Consider the following 16,533-nt stretch of genomic DNA (forward strand, 5'->3'; position numbering starts at 1 on the left):
ATCTGTCCCAAATGTAGAAAATCGAGTTGATGTATCCATATGATATCCCCCTTCTGGAATAAAAGATGACTTGATTATCACATGAAAGAACATCCAGAAAGAAGGTGTCATTTAATTGACGCTTACAATTAAGCTCACTTCTGGTGAAATTATTTACCTGACTTCTAAATTGGACACAAAACTCGCTGTGATTAAGTATTAAATTTCAAAACAAACCTCTTTCAAACAAATAAAAAGCTTTTATAGCTTCATTTTTGATAAACTATCTTCAAATACACAAAAAATAGCGGATTACTATCTTAACAGAACTCTCAAATGAGTAGGAGGAAGCACACATGTATCTACCGTCATTCTCGTTAAAAGGAAAAACCGCGCTTGTAACAGGAGCGGGCAGAGGAATCGGACGCGCGATTGCAATCGGTTATGCAGAAGCGGGAGCTGACGTTGTAATTGTATCAAGAACGCAATCCGATTTAGAAGAGGTTGCAGATCAAATCCAGCAAGCGGGCGGAAAAGCGTATACATTTGAAGCTGATGTTACAAACAAAAGACATATCGAAACAATCTTTGAGAAGCTGGACACTCAAAATGTAAAGATCGATATTCTCGTCAACAACGCTGGGATGAATATTCGATCAAAAGCACTCGAGGTATCTGATGAAGAGTGGGATACGATAATGAACACAAATCTCCGTTCCGCTTTCTGGTTTTCACAAAAAGCAGGTGAAAGGATGAAAGAAAACCGCGGGGGTAAAATTATTACGATTTCTTCAGTTGCAGGTCATGTGGCACTCCGTACGGGAGTAGTCTATGCATCTACGAAAGCAGCGATTATTCAGATGACAAAAAATCTGGCGCTTGAATGGGGACAGTATGGGATTAATGTAAACAGTATCGGTCCATGGTATTTCAACACGCCCCTGACAGAAAAGCTGCTCTCAGACAAAGATTACTTGAATGATATTTTAGCTGTAACCCCTCAAAAAAGAGTGGGTGAACTGCCCGATCTTGTTGGGCCGGCTGTATTTTTAGCAAGTGATGCAGCAAGCTATGTTAATGGCCAGACGCTGTTTGTTGATGGAGGTATGACAATTCAAGGATTTTAAATAAAGAATTACTAAACTATATAAATATTTTCGGAATTTTGTATCTTCCTGTATGGAATCTTCATTATCTGTTAATAATGGAGCTACACAAGCAATAATTTTTAATGTTTGAAGGGAGATATCTATAATGAAAAAAATGGATTTAGTAGATGCAGTACGTAATGCAACAAGTATGAACAAAAAGGAATCAGCACTTGCTGTTGATGCAGTGCTAAACGCAATTACAGATGCTTTGAAAAACGGAGAGAGCGTACAGCTTATCGGTTTCGGAACATTTGAAACACGTAACCGCAACGCGAGAAAAGGACGCAATCCTCTGACTGGTGAAGAAATCATGATCCAAGCAAGCAATGTACCTGCTTTTAAACCAGGAAAATCACTAAAAGAAGCTGTAAAAGCCGTATAATTGTAAGTCATTTTTAAGAGACGTCTTCCGTTAGGGAGACGTCTTTTTATACGCCCAACACATCAAAATTTGTCGACATGGTGATGATTGAAGTTATAACAAGTTGAGAATATAGTACAAGTACATTTAAAGATCCATTGAAAAAACTGTCGCAGCTAAGGTGTCTTTGTCATATTTAGGCGAAATACCGAAAAATTTGACGTGCGAATTATCAAAAAATTTGAAGGAAACTAGACCCTTTTATTTAATAATAGAACTAAGAAGTTTTAGTAAAAGGGTGGATAAAAATGAAAGCAATAAGCCAGGACGAACTACCTGCAGTTGCCACTTTTAAAGAGATGATCGATGTCCTGCCTGAATTTGTTTGTATAAAATATCCTGATGGAACATGGGCAGAAGCAAACCAATTCGCGTTAAATATCTATGGAATATATGATAATGAATACAAAGGAAAAAGCCTGGAAGAAATGCAGACCAGACTTTCGAACGAAGTGATAGAAAGGTGCAGTCTATCGGATCAGAAAGCCTGGGAAACCAGAAAACCTACTAAAACAGCAGAAAAGATCCAAATGAAAAGCGGCCGTACGATTATGCTTGAATTGATAAAGCAGCCTACTTTTACAAAAGACGGAAAGCCTCAAGTACTTGTTGTAACTGGGAGGGATATTACACCACATAAGCAAAAGGAAGAAGAGTTGAGTGTTGCGCTGGATCTTTTAGAATCGGTTCTTAAAGGTACGACAGACGCAATTCTAATTTTAAATACAAGACAAGAAGTAATAAAAGTAAATGATGCATTTGTTCAAATGTTTGGATGGGGTGAAGAAGATTTCTCTGAAGAAAATGAAAGTATTCCTGTTATTACGCCTCCAAATCTACAGGATGAATCCAAAGAAATTATTAACCTACTAAAGCAGGGCCAATCTGTTCCTCTTCATGAAACACAGCGAATTCATAAAGATGGAACAGTATTTGATGTGTCTGCTTCTTTTTCAAACATATGCGATATGGACGGAAAAATAATGGGGTTTGTTATCGTTTACCGTGATATTACTTCACAGAAAAAAGTAGAGCGAGCCCTACGTGAAAGTGAGGCGAAATATCGGTTGATCGCAGAACATTCAACGGATTTAATTTCGGTTATCGAGCCTTCAGGATTAATTCAGTATGTATCTCCCTCCCATTTCACAGTTTTAGGCTATGATGACGGGGAAATAAAGGGGGCTATTCTTGAACTTGTTCATCCTGACGATACTGAAGGGCTATCCGATCATTTTATGAAGGCACTCGTTAAAAAAATTCCTTTTCAGACCGAATTTCGGTTGCGCCATAAAAACGGTGGCTGGGTTCTGTTAGAGGCAAGAGGGGTACCTGTTATGACTAAGGAAGGTCATGTAGAAAGTTTAGTTACTTTCGCCAGGGATGTTACGAAAGCAAAACAGACGGAAGAATTGATGCTTAAATCTGAAAAGCTCTCGGTACTGGGGGAGCTTGCTGCGGGAGTTGCCCATGAGATCCGAAATCCGCTTACTTCTTTAAAAGGATTTACGAAGCTTTTATCAGATGCAGATGATGTTATCCGGTTAGAATATTTAAGAATCATGGAATCCGAGCTGAATCGGATCAATGATATTGTCGGTGAATTGATGCTTGTAGCGAAACCACAAGCAGTAAGCTTTGAACATACGAATATAAAAGATCTGATTTATAGCGTTGTAAGACTATTAGAAACACAAGCAATCATGAGAAATATTCAAATATGGGTAAATATCGCAGACAAAATTCCTCCTGTTTACGGAGTGGAAAATCAGTTGAAACAGCTTTTTATCAACTTGTTAAAGAATGCGATCGAAAGCATGGATTCAGATGGGGAGATTCACATTAAGATTGGCACTAATGATGGTAAAGTCACGATTGAATTAAAAGACCAGGGTTGTGGAATTCCTGCTGACCGTCTGAAGACATTAGGAGAACCTTTTTATACGACCAAAGAAAAGGGGACAGGGCTAGGCCTAATGGTATGTTTCAAGATTATTGAAGAACACGGCGGCGCCATTCATTTTTCGTCTGTTGAAGGTCAGGGAACACGTGTAGAGATTGAATTGCCGACAGCTCCAGTTCATATCATTTAAATGTTTAATTCATAGCAAACCCGACCACACTGTGAGTAAGGGAGTGTGGAGGCAATGGGAAAATACCGAATTTTTTTTGTATATCGAATAAAGGATTTAAATTATGTACATGTACATGGTATGAACATGAAAGATAAAAAATTATTTACAGTCTTAGTCGCATCACCCAATGACAAAATCGATTTGGCTCATCATCATGAACAGCTGCCTGATGAGTTGCTTTCCGTGCTCGAAATGGAGAGCAGCCGTATTAATGCAGGACTCTATGATCTGGCCCATTGGGAACCTTATACGTATAGTTAAAACTCCTTTCCATTTTGTTGAAAGGAGTTCTTTTGTGTAAAATGTTCCTAAAAGGATAAAAGGAGATTTCAGATGACACAAGATGAAATCGTCGATCTGTTAACAGGAAAGATTAAGCTTGTCCGGACAGAACTTGGATATACACAGGATAAAATGGCAGATATATTAGGAATTTCGAAAAAAACCTTAGTTCAAATCGAGAAAGAGAGAATTAAAGCCAGCTGGACGGTGATTGTTGCTCTTTGTGCTCTTTTTCGAAACTCTGAAATTCTGTATAACTCACTTGGAGGCGATCCGCTTGATGTGATGGAAGTTGTGGTTCATGAATATGTGGCACCACCAAAAGAAAAGACTTGGGGCGGACATGTCTGGTGGAAAGAAGTACATAAACAAAATGGTTACAGGCTTCAGCAAAATGTCATCACCCAGCATTATCGGATTCTCGATAAAAATGATCATCGAATCTACAGTTCCTTTGATGAAGAAGAAGTAAGGAACCGTTTAAAAGAAATATAAAGTTCATTACTAAAATATTTAATTTTACTGTAAAACTGCCTCTGCTAATTGCTCGGGCAGTTTTTTTATTGTGAGTCCATTTCAGACTGGATGATAGATAAAAAGTTTTGCCTAAAATAATCACTATACTTAACCGATAAAAAGTGTGGGACACGAGACTATCGTTTACCGCCGAAATACCTAGAAAAGGAGCAAGTGTGATGTCACTTAGCACTCAAACTTTGAAAATTGTTATCGTTTCAAATGGAGAAGAAGAGTACGGTTTACCGATTGAGCATGTAGCATCCATTGAACGTGTCATGGATATTACACCAATGCCAGAAATGCCTCAAGAAGTATTAGGGGTTATTCATTTAAGAGGAAATGTTATACCAGTTATTGATTTCGGTCAGCTTATTGGAAATGAAAAAATTTCGATAACCGATTCTTCTAGAATGGTTGTTTTGCAAAATGAGAATGGTTTTTTAGGTCTTTTAACTGAAGCAGCAACAGATGTTATTGATATTGAAACAAGCTCTATACAGACACCAGGCAGCTTCAATCGAAAAGAGGATTCATTGATTCAGGGTGTTGCAAAATATAAAGATCATCTTATTATCATTTTAAATTGCCCGATTATTTTAAATAACAGAAATTTTTAAAGAAGAGGTGACACATGAAACTAACTTTAAGAAAAAAATTAGTAGGTTCATTTTTGACAGTTGCTGTTTTATTTGCTGCTACATGCGGTATTTTCTTCTATTTCTTAAAAGATATGCAGAATACCTACAGCGAACTACTAGACAGAAGAGCAGTCATACATCAAAATGCGAAAGAAATTGAACTTAATGCAACGATCCAAAATAACAGTGTACGTGAGTTTTTATTGGAACAGTCCTCAGACAGTAAAGCAAAGTTGTTAGAGTCTACTGAAAGAATTGAAGCTCTTGTTAATGCAACAATGAAGCTTGTTCAGGATCAAAAAGACAAGGAAAGACTTGAAAAAATCTATTATTTAAACAATGATTACAGAACAGAATCAGATCGTGTATTACAGAATTCGATAAGCAGTATGGAAGCGGCGAATGAGTATGCGAAGACGTCATTGTTTCCATTAGGAAAAGAAATGCGTGATGTTACGTTTGAGATGGCTCAGAGACAATCGAACCTCATGGATGAAGGTGAGATAGAGGTAGCAGCAGAAGAGAAGTTTGTTGTAACCCTAGTAACCATATTAGGCGTCGTAATTGTAATTGCGGCCTTAGCGATTGGATTCATCATTTCACGCATGATTGCCAGACCTGTTGTGAAAATGGCTGATATGCTTAACGAAATTGCAGATGGTGATCTGACAATGGATCCGATCCAGGTAAAAAATAAAGATGAAATCGGTTTGCTTGCAGATGGCATCAATCACATGGGAGCAAATCTGGCGAACCTTATCAGACAAGTAAGAGTAACATCAGAACAAGTTGCAGCCTCTTCAGAAGAATTGACAGCAAGTGCTGAACAAACAAGCCATGCTACTGAACAAATTGCTCAAACGATTCAGCAAGTTGCAGGCGGGTCACAAGAACAAGTTAGAACTGTTGAAGACATTGTAGAAGCGATGAATCAGCTTTCTGCAGGTATCCAGCAAATCGCAGTAAGCATGCAGAACATGTCCGAATCGTCTTCAAGATCTCTCTCAGTTGCTGAAGGAGGAAATGAAACGATTCAAAAGACAATTGGACAAATGGATGCCATTCACACTTCGATCTCGAATACATCGCAAGTAGTTAAAGACTTAGGAGAACAATCACAGGAAATTACTAAGATTGTTGATGTTATCACAAACATTTCCGGACAGACGAACCTGCTCGCGTTAAATGCAGCGATCGAAGCGGCACGTGCCGGAGAACAAGGTAGAGGATTTGCAGTAGTTGCTGATGAAGTAAGAAAGCTTGCAGAACAATCATCTGTATCAGCACAGCAAATCGGCCAGCTGATTATGGGTATTCAGGAACTGACAGAAAAAGCAGTTATAGCAATGGAAAGCGGAACTGCAGAAGTGAATGGCGGAAGAGAACTTGTTTATCGTTCAGGTGAAGCATTTAAGAGTCTGTACGAAAGCGTAGAGGAAGTATCGAATCAGGTTGGAGAGGTATCCGCTGCAACTCAGCAAATGTCTGCTAGTACAGAACATGTAGCAGGTGCGATTGATGTCATCTCCACAATGGCAGAAACGGCAGCGTCTTCTACACAAGAGGTTTCTGCGTCAGCAGAAGAACAGCTAGCAAGCATGGAGGAAATCTCATCATCATCTAATGCTTTATCACAGCTTGCCGAAGAAATGAACGAAACGATCAATCGATTCAAGGTGTAATTAATTAAGGGAAGCCGCCAGTTTGGCGGCTTATTTTCATAAAACTTCGCGAGCGCGGATAAAACTTCGCGAGCGCGCATAAATCTCCGTGAGCGCGCATAAAACTTCGCGAACGCGCAAAAAACTCATCGATCGTGCAGAAATCCCCGTAAAGCCCCGAATATTCCACCAGAACTAGCTATGACGATAAATAAAAACATGCTGGCCAAGAGAAATTGACTCTATGCCAGCAGTTTCACATTATTCTTTCTTATAAAATCTATCCCCAGTATCCGGATTGTAATAGACACGTTCTTTTTTGCCTGTAGCTGGATCAATGGATATTTCTTCCGTCCAAATATAGCCTGAAGGAACTTTTGTTTCGCTTTTTTTATAGCGTTTATCGTAATAAAGCCAAGATAATACCGCAAGAATTATTAATATTAAAATTGAGACCACTTGCCAGCCAATTAAAATATTTAACCAGTTCATATTTTCTCAGCAACAACGGCAGTTCCATAAGCGACAATTTCACTCATGTTATTGCCCATTTCACCTGAGTCAAATCGCATCATAACGATTGCGTTAGCGCCCATTTCAGAAGCATTTTTCACCATGCGGTCAACGGCTTGCTTTCGGGCATCTTCCAGCATGCTCGTATATTCTTTGATCTCGCCGCCCAGGATTCCTCGGAGTCCTGCCATTATATCTCCTCCGATACCGCGGGCACGTACAACAACTCCAAATGCGGATCCTTTTACCTCAGTTATTTCGTAACCTTTAATGTTTTCTGTTGTTACAACGATCATAATGAAGACCCCCTATTGTTTATACAACTTCTTACGAAAGATACAAGCCTATAGTTTCATTATTTATACGATGATTTTACCTGGATTTAAAATGTCATTTGGGTCTAATTGTTTTTTAATACCGGTCATAATTGGCAAGGTATCTGCGTGTTCTTTTGCCAAATACTTAGCTTTTCCGATTCCGATCCCGTGTTCACCGGTACAAGTGCCGCCTTTATGTAAGGCGTATTCCACGATACTTGAATTAACCCTGTCTGCTTTTTCGCGCTCTTCTGCAAGAGAGGGATCATACATAAGGATGGCATGGAAGTTTCCATCACCTACATGGCCTAAAACAGCTCCTGGTACACCGATGGTATCCATGGTCTCTCTTGCATGTACGATTGCACCTGACAGTTCAGATAAGGGCAGGCAAACATCTGTGAACATCATGGCTTTACCAGGGTATCCATGCTTAAAGGCATATGCCAGATGATGACGTGCCTCCCAAAGCTTTGCACGTGCTTTTGAATCACGTTCCTCTACCCATTCGACGCCGCCGAAGCTCTCTAGCAGTTCTTTCGTTAAGGAGGCTTCGTATGTAACACTTGCTGGGTTGCCATGGAATTCTAAAAATAGAGTTGGTGCTTCTGTATATGAGGTGTCACTGTTGTTATTTACCTGTACAATAGAACGTTCATCAACTAGTTCTATCCGAGCGATGCCTGTCCCGGAACCTAAAACTGCTGATGCTGCATCTACTGCAGATTGAACGGTAGGGAACGTACAGCGTGCTGCCAAAACAGCTTCAGGAATTCCATACACTTTCAGGGTAATTTCGGTAAAAACGCCAAGTGTTCCTTCTGATCCTACAAACATGCCAGTCAGGTGATAGCCTGCAGAAGATTTTGCGGCCATTCCTCCTGTTTGAATAACTTGTCCATCAGCTAAAACCACCTGAAGGTTGCGGACCTGATCGCGCATAATACCGTATTTAACGCTTGTTGTACCACTTGCGTTTGTAGCAGCCATGCCCCCAATCGTGGCATCTGCTCCTGGATCCACAGGAAAGAACAAACCATGTTTTTTCAAAGCAAGATTTAACTGGGTACGAGTCACACCTGGCTGTACTTTTACCAAAAAATCATCAGGACGGATTTCGAGAATCTGACTCATCTCTTGAAAGTTGAGGGAAATACCACCTTTAACCGGGATACAATGCCCCTCGAGGCTAGAACCTGCTCCAAAAGGCACAACAGGAATTCTGTGTTCATTTGCGAATGACATAATAGAAGAAACCTCTTCTGCTGAGGAAGGGTATACGACTACATCCGGCAAAACAGGGCTGTGATAGGACTCATCACTGCTATGCTGCCGGAGAATTGTTTCATTTTGTGTGGCACGTTTTTCAGATGTCCGTTTTTTCATTTCTAGCAATAGATCGGCATGTGCAATATTCAAGGAATACACGCTCCCTTTTTGATGTGTTATAACTCTATTTTACATAAACAAAGCCGGAAATCCTTTTTTAACATGAAAATCATCATAAATGCCCAAACTAACTTATGAGGTGATAAGGGTGCCAAAACGAAAACATGTATGGAGTGTTATACTATTCATAATATGCATTTCAATAGTCATGTCGGGCTGCGGAAAAGCTGACAGCTCAAACCAACCTGAGGGGAGAGAAGAAGCTGTGATGGGTGACGGGAAACAAGATGGTAAGAAAAAACGACCGGAAGATGGTCAAAGCGGGATTGTAGCAGGAAGTATAGAATCTTCCTTAAAAGTGCTAGAGCCACAGAATGAAAAAGGCATTTTATTTCGTTATGAATTAAAAAATCAAACCGAAAAAGAAAAGGTATTTGAGTTTTCGACAAGCCAGAAGTTTGATTATGTGATCAAGGACAAAAACGGTAGAATTGTTTATCAGTACTCGAAGGACCATATGTTCATGCAAGTGTTAACTTCATTAAGATTAAAGCAGGCTGACACATTCAAGCAGGATATATTAGTCAAAGACTTAGAAGCCGGAACGTATAATTTAGAGGTTTGGCTGACTCCAAAAGGTGAAACTGAAGATTATCGGCAAAAAATTACTTTTAATTGGAACTAAATTGGGGAAGAGATGAGTTAAGAGCTCATCTCTTTTTAGTTTTATGTAAACTCTGCATTTTGGGAGTGGTTGATTTCCGCTCCAGGTGCTCGCTTTCCGCGGGGTGTGCGGTGAGCCTCCTTGGCACTTTGCACCCTTAGGAGTCTCACCTTTCCCAATGATCCCGCAGGAGTCACACACCTTGCGCTCCAATCAACTTGTCAACGAGGGGTCTTCAAAAAAATATCCAAAAATTGTAGTGAAACAAAATACTTGAAAGTCAAAATAGGTCAAAGTATAATATGAGTAAAGATGAAAGGTCAAAGAAAGTCAAAGTCAAACTTTCATCAAAAAATATAATTTGCAAAGCGTTATCGCAAGTTAAATAAAATAATTTGAGGGGGTTACAAGTATGCGTTGTGAACAATGTGAAGTTAATCCTGCTACGATCCAAATGAGTATTTCAATGAATAAAGAGAAAAAGCAATTTGTGCTTTGTTCTGATTGTTACCATAAAGTAAAACAAGAGATGAACACTGGGGGAGGAATGAATATGAATTTTTCTTCTTTCGATGATATCTTTCAGCAAATGATGAGTGGTCAGGCGTTTACGGACCAGCACGCCAGCCATCATCAGCATCAAACTCAAAAGGGAAAACGAGGCGGAGGCTTCTTAGATAAATTCGGCCGCAATTTAACTGATGCAGCCAAAGCAGGTATTATCGATCCGGTTATCGGGAGAGAGAAAGAAGTACGAAGAGTAATCGAGATCTTAAACCGACGTACAAAAAACAATCCTGTTTTAATCGGGGAGCCAGGTGTAGGTAAAACGGCTATTGCTGAAGGACTGGCTACTAAGATTGTAGAAGGCAGTGTACCGGCAAAACTTTTAAATAAAGAAGTATATCTGTTGGATGTAGCGTCGTTAGTAGCAGATACAGGTGTAAGAGGTCAGTTTGAAGAACGTATGAAACAATTGATTGCCGAACTTCAAAAACGTAAAAATGTCATCCTATTTGTGGATGAAGTACACCAGCTAGTTGGAGCGGGTTCAGCTGAAGGGTCAATGGATGCAGGGAACATTTTAAAACCTGCTCTTGCCCGCGGAGAACTACAGATGGTTGGTGCTACAACCTTAAAAGAATACCGTCAGATCGAAAAAGATGCTGCACTAGAACGCCGATTCCAGCCGGTAATTGTAAATGAGCCAACTGCAGATGAGGCATTAGAAATTTTAAAGGGCCTTGCACCGCGCTACGAAGAATATCATCAAGTTAAATTTACGGAAGATGCCTTAAGAGCTTGTGTGCAGTTGTCACATCGTTATATCCAGGACAGATTCTTACCAGATAAAGCGATTGACCTAATGGATGAAGCAGGTTCTAAGAGCAATCTTCAGCACATTACGATCGAAAAGTCATCTATTGAAGAGCGACTTGAAGAGATTGTTAAAGAGAAAGAAAAAGCAGCTGCAGATGAGAACTATGAATTAGCTGCAAAACTGCGTCAAGAAGAATTAGTGCTTGAGGAAAAACTCAATACACAAGAAGAAGATAAGAAATCAGCAATCGTACAAGTGGAAGACATTCAAAACATTGTAGAGCAAAAGACAGGTATTCCAGTACGTAAGCTCCAAAGTGATGAACAATCAAAAATGAAAGAATTAGCTTCGAAACTTTCTGCACAAGTCATCGGACAAGATGAAGCTGTTGAAAAAGTCGCTAAAGCAATTCGCAGAAGCCGTGCAGGTCTAAAGGCTAAGAAACGTCCAATCGGATCATTCTTGTTTGTCGGTCCAACAGGTGTTGGTAAAACCGAACTAACGAAGACACTTGCAAAAGAGCTATTCGGTGATGAAGACAGCATGATTCGTCTTGATATGAGTGAATACATGGAGAAACACGCTGTCTCTAAATTGATTGGTTCACCTCCAGGTTATGTAGGACATGAAGAAGCTGGTCAGCTAACTGAACAGGTGCGCCGCAAACCATACAGCATTCTGTTATTGGATGAGATTGAAAAAGCACATCCTGACGTACAGCATATGTTCCTGCAGATCATGGAAGACGGAAGGCTAACAGACAGCCAAGGCCGTACGGTAAGCTTTAAAGATACAGTCATCATCATGACAAGCAACGCCGGAGCTTCTGTTAAACAAACGAAGAAACTTGGATTCAACACAGAAGACATTGAAAAAGAAACACACATCTTAGATTCTTTAGGCGGCTATTTTAAACCGGAGTTTCTTAACCGTTTTGACAGCATCGTACAGTTCCAGTCATTAAAAGAGGAGCATCTTGTTAAGATTGTTGATCTGATGCTTGATGAACTATCAGAACAGCTTATAGAACAGAACATCGAATTAACAGTTACAACGGCTGCTAAACAAAAGCTGGCGAAGTTAGGTTACCACCCATCATTCGGTGCGAGACCACTGCGCCGCATCATCCAAGAACACATCGAAGATAAGATCGCTGACGTTCTGCTGGATGAAGAAAATGTAGATAAATTGGCAGTGAATGTAGCAGAAGGTCAGATCGTAGTTAAAAAAGCGTAAAACAGAAAAACCTTGCTTAGGAGTATATCTCCGGCAAGGTTTTTGTTTTACAATTCAAATAGAGGGGCAATTCTATTCCATAGATGTCAATCCGAAAAAATAAGCCATGCACCGCCGGCATGGCAGAATCTGAAAAAAATATTTCTCTATTCTTTAGGAGTTGTCTTTGGAGCGGATAATGGTAAGAACAAGCATTGAAAAACCGATCATTAGAGACATAGCTTCAAATACTGTCATCCCAATCCCTCCTTATAATAATAGGCAAGACTCGTACAAGAAAAAGAGAAGGAAAAGTATTGTATGTTTTCCATTTTATCCCGAATGATGGATTTGAACAAGAATCGGATTAACTATTTCTTATAAATTGAATTAGGTCAATAGGTTTAATTTACCAATATTATAATGCGATATTTCTATTTTTAAATTCTGTTTAGATATCTGACAGGCGAAAAGACCTAGAAATACTACAATTTCAATTTAAAAAACAGGTGAAGCAATAAACATAGTCAGAAGGAAAATGAACACGCCTATTAAAAAGACTAAACACTTTTTAATCATTTTTATTCAATCCCCCTTGTGTAATTCAATGTATAAGAAAACAGGGTCCTTCATGACAATTATTCAAGAAAAATTTTCGAGGAGGAACAATGCTTGGATACATCTTATGTGTGGTACGTAAGTTATGGATCAAATCTGATGGAGCACCGCTTTTTATGCTATATTCTTGGCGATCAGCCGGAAGGTTCTTCACAAAAAGAGAGAGGCTGCAGAAATCCTGCAATGCCATTGAAGAACGGAAAAACAGTTCTTCCATATCCTCTTTACTTTGCAAGAGAACGAACAAAATGGGGAGAGGGTGGAGTCGCTTTTATCGGTCATGAGAGAAACGATAAATTCAAAACGTATGGAAGAAAATATTTAGTTACGGTTGAGCAGTTTATGGATGTGACAGCACAGGAAAACAGCTGTGACGAAATAGAAGCAGATCTCGAAGAAGTGATTGAAAAAGGCTATATCCATTTTGGTACAGGGTGGTACAGCCGCATGGTATACCTCGGTGAAGAAGAAGGATATCCGATGGTAACATTCACATGTAATTTAGATCTTCATGAGCAAAATCTAAACCCTCCGCCAGCGACTTATTTAACGACAATCGCCAAAGGACTCAGTCAGATTGGCCTCGCTTGTGATGAAGCTGTAAAATACTTTGGTGAAAAACCTGGTATATCCGGAAATATGAATGAAGAAAAGATTGAGAGTATTATCTGCTCGCTCTTTTAATGTGCCAAAAGTTTTAGGATTGGGCCGAACATTAGGGGAATTACCGATAATAGGAATGGACATAGGTCAACCGTTATATGACTTATGGAGCTTTTATAAACGTAGTATAGGTGAGATAATAAAGTCCCCTATACATAGAGAGGTGCTTCTAGTCAACGAAGCACCTCTTTTTTGTTGTTGATTCATAAGATGCGAATCTCTTCCTCTATTTGTTCATTTTAATTTCCTTTATAGAAATGATAGCAGCGGGGCAGTTGAATTGTTCCGCAATTAATTTTGTCACTTGATCATGGAGATTTATTTTTCCAGGGTTGATATTCACAATAACGATATTGCCTTGAGTTATTTTTTCCTGGCCTTGGCTGAGTTCAAAGTCTACAAGAATTTTAGCCATTTTATCTCTCCTTTAAATGTTTGGCATTATACTATTTGTAGAGATATTCGACATTATTCTGAAGATTCCGTCTATATGAGCAGGAAAAGGGCGTAAAGTATCGCACTTTTGCATCATTAGTTTACTTTTCTTACTTTTTTCACAGGTAATTCCATCGTCTCATCGAATTTAATAGGTAGATTGTCAGGTGAAGGGGGATACCTGTGGAGGGAGCACTTCAGAAAAAAAATATTCGTAAAAGGATCACATGGAAAAAAAGTTTGATCATGATCGGTGTTGCACTTGTTATTGTATTAGCAGCTGCAGCGGGTACGGCGTATTTTTTATTGCAAAAAAGCAAACCTCAAATAAATGGGACTCTTGCCATTAATGGTTTAACTTCAAAAGTAGATGTATACAGAGACGCTAATGGTGTTCCTCATATTGAAGCTGCCTCAATGAAGGATCTGTTCATAGCACAGGGATATGTAACAGCACAGGATAGAATGTTTCAAATGGATCTTAGCCGAAGACAGGCTTCTGGAAAGCTGAGTGAGGTTATTGGTGAAAAAACACTTACAAGGGATCGTTTTTTTAGAACTTTAGGTTTACGAAGAGCTGCGGAAGCCTCTTATAATGAATACTCTTCTGAAGCTAAACAATATCTACAATGGTACGCAGACGGAGTAAATGCTTATATCGAAAAAGCAAAACAAGATAATACCTTGTCCATTGAATTCCTGCTAGTAGGATATAAGCCGGAAAAATGGACTCCGGTTGATTCTCTTGTTATCGGTAAATATATGGCTTTCGACCTTGGCGGACATTGGGAAGGGCAAGCCTTTCGCTATTATTTAATAGAAAAGTTCCCAAAGGAAAAAGCGCTTGATCTTTTTCCTGGTTATCCAGCGGAAGCCCCAGCGATTTTAGAAGATATAAAGGAGAGCGGTCTTGATTATGAAAGAAGCTTTGCAGACGCTGTGATTCCGAACTTTCATAATGGAAGCAACAACTGGGTAGTTTCCGGCAGTAAAACAGGGTCAGGAAAACCATTACTTGCAAATGACCCTCATCTTCAGCTTGGGACGCCGTCTATTTGGTATCAAACTCATTTAACTGCTCCTGATTATGAAGTCAGTGGAGTTGTTTTTGCTGGCATTCCAGGAATTATTGTAGGTCACAACAAACAAATCGCATGGGGTGTGACGAATGTTGGACCAGATGTTCAGGAGTTGTATGTAGAAAAGAGGAATCCGGATAATCCATATGAATTTCAGTATATGGCCAACTGGGAGGAAGCAGATGTCATAAAAGAAGTCATTGAAGTAAAAGACAAACCTGATGTTGAGCATGAAGTTGTTATTACGAGGCACGGTCCCGTTATTTCCGAATTTGCACATCATGATAAGCCGGGAACCGCTCTAGCTTTAAAGTGGACAGCTCTTCAGCCTTCAAAAGAACTTGAAGCTGTTATTCAGATGAACCGTTCAGAAAATTGGGAGCAGTTCGAAAAGGCTCTTGAATCTTTTCATACACCTGCACAGAACTTTGTTTTTGCAAGTATAGATGGAACCATCGCTTATAAAGCAAATGGATTAATACCTATAAGAAACCAGAAATATTCCTCTTTGCCTGTACCAGGATGGAATGATCAGTATGAATGGAAAGGTTATATACCTTGGGACAAACTGCCGACAACGATTAATCCTGAAAAAGGGTATATCGCGACAGCAAACAACAAAGTAGCATCCGATTCTTATCCATATCATATATCAGATACATTTGCGCAGCCTTACAGACAACAAAGAATTATGGAAGTACTGGAAACGAATCGAAAATTAACGGTAAAAGACATGCAAGCTTTGCAATTTGACCAGGTGAATAAACAAGCTGAGGAATTGCTGCCTATTCTGTTAGAGCAGGTGATGAATACCCCTTTGTCTGAAAAGGAAGAACAAATAGTTTCAGTCTTAAAAAAATGGAACAAAAAAGACAGCAAGGACAGTGCGGCTCCACTTATTTTTCATATATGGATGGAAACTTTCAGCAACGAGCTCTTTAAAGAGGAGATCAGTGAAGATATGATGAAGATGTTTGACGGTCGTGAGCAAGTGGTCGATGAACTGATCCGAAAAGCATATGCAGGAAAACCGGGTCCTTGGATTGAGCAGCACGGAGGACTTGAAAAAGCAGCTCAGAAATCTTTTGCGGATATGGTTGCTAAACTTACTGATAAATATGGCGGCGATATCTCAGAATGGAGATGGGGAAGCTTTCATACTCTTACATTTGAACATCCTTTATCTGCTATTAAACCGCTGAACCTTTTGTTCAATCCTGAAACAGAAGAGATGGGTGGAAGCCGTGTTACTGTCGGAGTTGCTGGTTGGAACCGTGAGACAGGCAACATTACTCACGGCGGCGCATGGCGTATGGTCATTGATATGGATGACACTTCAAAAGCTTATCACGTAGTGGGTCCTGGACAGTCAGGTCATGTTCTAAGTCCCTGGTATAAGGATCAAGTAAAGGATTGGGCAACAGGTAAGTATCATGTTACGAAATTAACGGCAAAGAAGAACGAGAATAACAGCGAACATCTCGTTTTGCAGCCATCGGGAGAAAATTAATTCATCAGGGACACTTGTCTCTG

The 16,533-nt window shown here is 39.6% G+C and carries 16 protein-coding genes; 11 read left to right on the forward strand and 5 right to left on the reverse strand.

The window, feature by feature from the left end; all coding sequences use genetic code 11:
- Positions 1–335: 335 nt before the first annotated feature.
- The 7 genes from M3196_RS16435 (at position 336) to M3196_RS16465 (ending at position 6,807) form a co-directional block, all read left to right on the forward strand.
- Positions 336–1,106 carry an SDR family NAD(P)-dependent oxidoreductase gene (locus M3196_RS16435; protein ID WP_251323409.1) on the forward strand — a complete coding sequence of 257 codons (771 nt, stop codon included), beginning with the start codon at positions 336–338 and terminating at the stop codon, positions 1,104–1,106.
- Between the two features lie 127 nt (positions 1,107–1,233).
- Positions 1,234–1,512, forward strand: coding sequence for an HU family DNA-binding protein (locus M3196_RS16440; protein WP_066286854.1), 279 nt, complete (start codon positions 1,234–1,236; stop codon positions 1,510–1,512).
- Positions 1,513–1,799: 287 nt separating this feature from the next.
- The gene (locus M3196_RS16445) at positions 1,800–3,644 is read left to right on the forward strand and encodes a PAS domain-containing sensor histidine kinase (protein WP_251323410.1); all 1,845 of its coding nucleotides are present in this window, start codon (positions 1,800–1,802) and stop codon (positions 3,642–3,644) included.
- Between the two features lie 54 nt (positions 3,645–3,698).
- On the forward strand, positions 3,699–3,947 hold the full coding sequence (locus tag M3196_RS16450; protein WP_251323411.1) for a hypothetical protein: 249 nt from the start codon (positions 3,699–3,701) through the stop codon (positions 3,945–3,947).
- A 72-nt stretch (positions 3,948–4,019) separates the two neighbouring features.
- Positions 4,020–4,463 carry a helix-turn-helix transcriptional regulator gene (locus M3196_RS16455; RefSeq protein WP_251323412.1) on the forward strand — a complete coding sequence of 148 codons (444 nt, stop codon included), beginning with the start codon at positions 4,020–4,022 and terminating at the stop codon, positions 4,461–4,463.
- A gap of 200 nt (positions 4,464–4,663) precedes the next feature.
- A complete protein-coding gene (locus M3196_RS16460) occupies positions 4,664–5,104 on the forward strand; it encodes a chemotaxis protein CheW (protein ID WP_251323413.1) in 441 nt (146 codons plus the stop codon).
- 14 nt (positions 5,105–5,118) lie between these two features.
- Positions 5,119–6,807 carry a methyl-accepting chemotaxis protein gene (locus tag M3196_RS16465; protein ID WP_251323414.1) on the forward strand — a complete coding sequence of 563 codons (1,689 nt, stop codon included), beginning with the start codon at positions 5,119–5,121 and terminating at the stop codon, positions 6,805–6,807.
- Positions 6,808–7,047: 240 nt separating this feature from the next.
- Here the strand turns inward: M3196_RS16465 and M3196_RS16470 are convergent, their stop codons facing one another.
- From M3196_RS16470 to M3196_RS16480, 3 genes are all read right to left on the reverse strand, one after another.
- Positions 7,048–7,278 carry a hypothetical protein gene (locus M3196_RS16470; protein WP_251323415.1) on the reverse strand — a complete coding sequence of 77 codons (231 nt, stop codon included), beginning with the start codon at positions 7,276–7,278 and terminating at the stop codon, positions 7,048–7,050.
- Positions 7,275–7,595, reverse strand: a complete 321-nt coding sequence (locus M3196_RS16475; protein ID WP_251323416.1) for a YbjQ family protein — start codon at positions 7,593–7,595, stop codon at positions 7,275–7,277. Before M3196_RS16475 ends, M3196_RS16470 begins: the two co-directional genes overlap by 4 nt.
- A gap of 63 nt (positions 7,596–7,658) precedes the next feature.
- Positions 7,659–9,035 carry an FAD-binding oxidoreductase gene (locus tag M3196_RS16480; RefSeq protein WP_425311021.1) on the reverse strand — a complete coding sequence of 459 codons (1,377 nt, stop codon included), beginning with the start codon at positions 9,033–9,035 and terminating at the stop codon, positions 7,659–7,661.
- Positions 9,036–9,153: 118 nt separating this feature from the next.
- On the opposite strand from M3196_RS16480, the gene M3196_RS16485 reads away from it, so the two are divergent.
- Both M3196_RS16485 and M3196_RS16490 read left to right on the forward strand, forming a co-directional pair.
- The gene (locus M3196_RS16485) at positions 9,154–9,690 is read left to right on the forward strand and encodes a BsuPI-related putative proteinase inhibitor (RefSeq protein ID WP_251323417.1); all 537 of its coding nucleotides are present in this window, start codon (positions 9,154–9,156) and stop codon (positions 9,688–9,690) included.
- Positions 9,691–10,081: 391 nt separating this feature from the next.
- Positions 10,082–12,226, forward strand: coding sequence for an ATP-dependent Clp protease ATP-binding subunit (locus M3196_RS16490; protein ID WP_251323418.1), 2,145 nt, complete (start codon positions 10,082–10,084; stop codon positions 12,224–12,226).
- Positions 12,227–12,379: 153 nt separating this feature from the next.
- On the opposite strand, the gene M3196_RS22265 is transcribed toward M3196_RS16490, so the two are convergent.
- Positions 12,380–12,463 carry a putative holin-like toxin gene (locus M3196_RS22265; protein ID WP_226536613.1) on the reverse strand — a complete coding sequence of 28 codons (84 nt, stop codon included), beginning with the start codon at positions 12,461–12,463 and terminating at the stop codon, positions 12,380–12,382.
- A gap of 414 nt (positions 12,464–12,877) precedes the next feature.
- Between M3196_RS22265 and M3196_RS16495 the strand changes: the two genes are divergently transcribed.
- On the forward strand, positions 12,878–13,507 hold the full coding sequence (locus M3196_RS16495; protein ID WP_251323419.1) for a hypothetical protein: 630 nt from the start codon (positions 12,878–12,880) through the stop codon (positions 13,505–13,507).
- 205 nt (positions 13,508–13,712) lie between these two features.
- Here the strand turns inward: M3196_RS16495 and M3196_RS16500 are convergent, their stop codons facing one another.
- Positions 13,713–13,901, reverse strand: coding sequence for a hypothetical protein (locus tag M3196_RS16500; protein WP_251323420.1), 189 nt, complete (start codon positions 13,899–13,901; stop codon positions 13,713–13,715).
- A gap of 266 nt (positions 13,902–14,167) precedes the next feature.
- Here M3196_RS16500 and M3196_RS16505 point away from each other — a divergent pair, with 266 nt between their 5' ends.
- Positions 14,168–16,510: a penicillin acylase family protein gene (locus M3196_RS16505; RefSeq protein ID WP_425311028.1), complete on the forward strand. Its 2,343-nt coding sequence runs from the start codon at positions 14,168–14,170 to the stop codon at positions 16,508–16,510.
- Positions 16,511–16,533 lie beyond the last annotated feature (23 nt).

The sequence above is a fragment of the Fictibacillus nanhaiensis genome, assembly GCF_023715445.1.
Classification (GTDB): Bacteria; Bacillota; Bacilli; order Bacillales; family Fictibacillaceae; genus Fictibacillus; species Fictibacillus nanhaiensis_D.

Excerpts from the sequence above, each read along its gene's own strand:
- M3196_RS16450 (WP_251323411.1), top strand. The coding sequence starts at position 3,699 with ATGGGAAAATACCGAATTTTTTTTGTATATCGAATAAAGGATTTAAAT.
- M3196_RS16500 (WP_251323420.1), bottom strand. The coding sequence starts at position 13,901 with ATGGCTAAAATTCTTGTAGACTTTGAACTCAGCCAAGGCCAGGAAAAA.
- M3196_RS16455 (WP_251323412.1), top strand. The coding sequence starts at position 4,020 with ATGACACAAGATGAAATCGTCGATCTGTTAACAGGAAAGATTAAGCTT.
- M3196_RS16460 (WP_251323413.1), top strand. The coding sequence starts at position 4,664 with ATGTCACTTAGCACTCAAACTTTGAAAATTGTTATCGTTTCAAATGGA.
- M3196_RS16465 (WP_251323414.1), top strand. The coding sequence starts at position 5,119 with ATGAAACTAACTTTAAGAAAAAAATTAGTAGGTTCATTTTTGACAGTT.
- M3196_RS22265 (WP_226536613.1), bottom strand. The coding sequence starts at position 12,463 with ATGACAGTATTTGAAGCTATGTCTCTAATGATCGGTTTTTCAATGCTT.
- M3196_RS16435 (WP_251323409.1), top strand. The coding sequence starts at position 336 with ATGTATCTACCGTCATTCTCGTTAAAAGGAAAAACCGCGCTTGTAACA.
- M3196_RS16440 (WP_066286854.1), top strand. The coding sequence starts at position 1,234 with ATGAAAAAAATGGATTTAGTAGATGCAGTACGTAATGCAACAAGTATG.
- M3196_RS16475 (WP_251323416.1), bottom strand. The coding sequence starts at position 7,595 with ATGATCGTTGTAACAACAGAAAACATTAAAGGTTACGAAATAACTGAG.
- M3196_RS16505 (WP_425311028.1), top strand. The coding sequence starts at position 14,168 with ATGATCGGTGTTGCACTTGTTATTGTATTAGCAGCTGCAGCGGGTACG.
- M3196_RS16445 (WP_251323410.1), top strand. The coding sequence starts at position 1,800 with ATGAAAGCAATAAGCCAGGACGAACTACCTGCAGTTGCCACTTTTAAA.
- M3196_RS16490 (WP_251323418.1), top strand. The coding sequence starts at position 10,082 with ATGCGTTGTGAACAATGTGAAGTTAATCCTGCTACGATCCAAATGAGT.
- M3196_RS16470 (WP_251323415.1), bottom strand. The coding sequence starts at position 7,278 with ATGAACTGGTTAAATATTTTAATTGGCTGGCAAGTGGTCTCAATTTTA.